Source organism: Okeania sp., assembly GCF_983059655.1.
In genome coordinates, this window is record NZ_CEZPJD010000843.1 from 1 (window position 1) to 3340 (window position 3340).

At 36.1% G+C, this 3340-nt stretch carries 1 pseudogene; it reads left to right on the forward strand.

The window, feature by feature from the left end:
• Positions 1 to 276 precede the first annotated feature (276 nt).
• Positions 277 to 3340 (forward strand): annotated as a pseudogene (locus AC3DU7_RS29170) (non-ribosomal peptide synthetase); the annotation flags it as partial.

The window sequence follows — 3340 nt, forward strand, 5'->3', positions numbered from 1 at the left end:
AAATATTCCTTGATAGAATACCTAAGTTTTCTTTCAACAGATAGAATTTATATAGCAATCCGGTTATATCAATGTTGCGGAAACTAACTCAATTTTATCTGGAATTAAATTTTCATTTTCTAACTCCTAATTTCTTTTAAAAAAAACTACTGACTACTGACTATTGACTACTGACTACTAAAAAAAACTATGACTACAACTCTTGCCGGATTTAGATTATCTCCCCAACAACAATATCTCTGGAGATTACAAGAAAACAACTTAAATTACTTAGCAAAATGTACGATAAAAATTCAAGGGAAAATCAATGTAAATATTCTCAAATCTGCACTAGAAAAAATTTTCAACCGACATGACAATTTTCGGACAACATTCCAACGTCGCCCTGGTATTAAAATACCGATTCAAGTCATTTTAGATAACGGCAAAATTTACTGGAATAATCTAAATTTAAGCAACTTTAAATCGGAAAAACAAACAGAACAAATAGAGGAAATATTACAAAATCAAAATTGTTTGATGGCTCAACTTGACCAACAACCAATATTTCCTACAGCTTTCTTAACTCTATCTGAAGAAGAACATCTTTTATTAGTTAGTTTGCCTGCGCTTATCGCTGATAGTTTTACCTTGAATAATCTGGTTAAAGAAATCAGTAAAAGTTACGATTTATGCCTCAAAGAATCAGATTTTGATGAGGAAGCAGTACAGTATCTACAATTCTCAGAATGGCAAAATGAATTATTGGAAGAAGAGGAGGCAGAAACAGAAATAGCTTATTGGCAAAATCAACAATTCCAGTCAGTGAATTTACCTTTTGAAAAGTCTCAGGTTGAGAAGGAAAAATTTAGACCTGAACAATATAGTTTAAATTTAGACCCCAATGTTATTGCTAAGTTAAAAGCAAATATTTTGCCTAATCTTACTATAGATAAAATTTTACTTAGTTCTTGGCAGACTTTACTTGAGAATTTTTTATTTGGTTGTTGGCAAATTTTACTTTGGCGACTCACAAAACAATCGAATATTACTGTCAAAAAAGTTTTTTCTGAGAGACAATATGATGACCTGGAAGAAATGATGGGTTTACTGGCAAAATCTTTACCTATTTCTTGTCAGTTAGAAGAGAATTTAAAATTTACTCAATTATTAAAAGAAATTAGCGATCGCTTCGAGGAAGCTGCGGAAAGGAAAGAATATTTTCTTAACTCAGAAAGTGAACCTCCTGCTATTGGCTTTGAGTTTATTGATATCTCAAAAACCTATTTTGGAGGAGATTTATCTTTTAGTTTAGAAAATAATTCAGTCATTGTTGAAGACTTCAAAGTCAAGCTAAATTGTATCAAAACTAAAGAATCTATCATAGCAGAATTTCAGTATAATTCGGAACTGATAAATATTGATACAATTGAATCTTTTGCTAAACAATTTGAGACTTTAGTTACCAGCGCCGTTGAAAATCTTAATACAGGAAAGCCGGATGAAATATCTTTAAGTCAGTTAAATATCTTCAGTGAATTTGAAAGTAAACATCTTTTATATGAGTTAAACCAAACTGAACAAAATTATTCACAAGAAAAATTAATTCACCAAATATTTGAGGAGCAAGCAGAACTTCACCCCAATAATATAGCAGTAGTATTTGAAGAGCAAAAACTTACTTACGCAGAACTTAATTCTCAAGCAAATCAACTCGCTCATTATCTGCAAAAAATTGGGGTAGAAGCTGAAACAATAGTAGGGATTTTTATGGAGCGATCGCTCGAAATAATTATCGCTATATTAGCTATCCTCAAAGCAGGTGGAGCTTACCTACCAATAGATACTAAATTACCTGAAAAAAATCTAGCTTTTCGTTTAGAAGATGCAGGAGTTAACATCCTATTATCCCAATCAGAAATTGCACCGAAAAACCTGGAAAGAGACATCAAAATAATAGATGTTTTCCAGAAGTCGGGAACAGGAAATGGGGAAGAGGAAACAGAAAATACAGAAGATTTCACTTCCACTGTGACAAAAAATCTCATGGCTACTATTGGCCAACAGTTACAAACAAATCCCACCAACAACGTCAACGCTGAAAATCTTGCCTACATTAAGTCAGGAATAGGAAATGGGGAAGAGGAAACAGAAAATACAGAAGATTTCACTTCCACTGTGACAAAAAATCTCATGGCTACTATTGGCCAACAGTTACAAACAAATCCCACCAACAACGTCAACGCTGAAAATCTTGCCTACATTAAGTCAGGAATAGGAAATGGGGAAGAGGAAACAGAAAATACAGAAGATTTCACTTCCACTGTGACAAAAAATCTCATGGCTACTATTGGCCAACAGTTACAAACAAATCCCACCAACAACGTCAACGCTGAAAATCTAGCATACATTCTCTACACATCCGGTTCCACAGGTAAACCCAAAGGTGTCGCGATCGAACACCGACAAATTCTAAATTATCTGCACGGTGTCCAAGAAAAACTGCAAGTTTCTTCTATTGCCACATCCGCAATAGTCTCCACTTTTGCTGCTGACTTAGGTAACACAGTTATTTTTCCCACCTTATGTAATGGGGGATGTCTGCACATTATTTCCCAAGAATGCACCTCAGATGCAACAGCACTCGCAAACTATTTTCAACGCCATCCCATCGACTACCTGAAAATTGTTCCTTCCCACCTCTCAGCACTTTTAACATCCAACCCATCTCCTTTTTTGTTGCCACGTCAATGTTTAATCTTAGGAGGGGAAGCAGCAACTTGGGATTTAATTGCCAAAATTCAAGAACACTCACCTCAATGTCGTGTTCTCAATCATTACGGACCTACAGAAACTACAGTGGGCGCTCTCACCTATCTAGTTGATAACCGCAACAACTACAATGCTAAAACTGTTCCCATCGGTCGCCCCCTAGCTAATACCCAAGTCTATGTATTAGATGAAAAATCGCAACCAGTACCCGTCGGTGTTCCCGGAGAGCTTCATATTGGAGGTGCAGGTTTAGCTCGTGGTTATTTTAACCGCCCAGAATTAACAGCAGAAAAATTTATCCCCCTTCCGTCCCCCTTAGAAAGGGGGAGACTGGAAAATGTTCCCCCCTTAGAAAAGGAGAGACCGGAGAATATTCCCCCCTCAGAAAAGGAGAGACCGGAGAATATTCCCCCCTCAGAAAAGGAGAGACTGGAAAATATTCCCCCCTTAGAAAGGGGGGTTAGGGGGGATTTTTCCCTTTATAAAACAGGAGATTTAGTTCGGTATTTACCAGATGGAAATATTGAATTTCTTGGACGTATTGATAACCAGGTAAAAATTCGTGGTTTTCGTATAGAGTTGGGAGAAA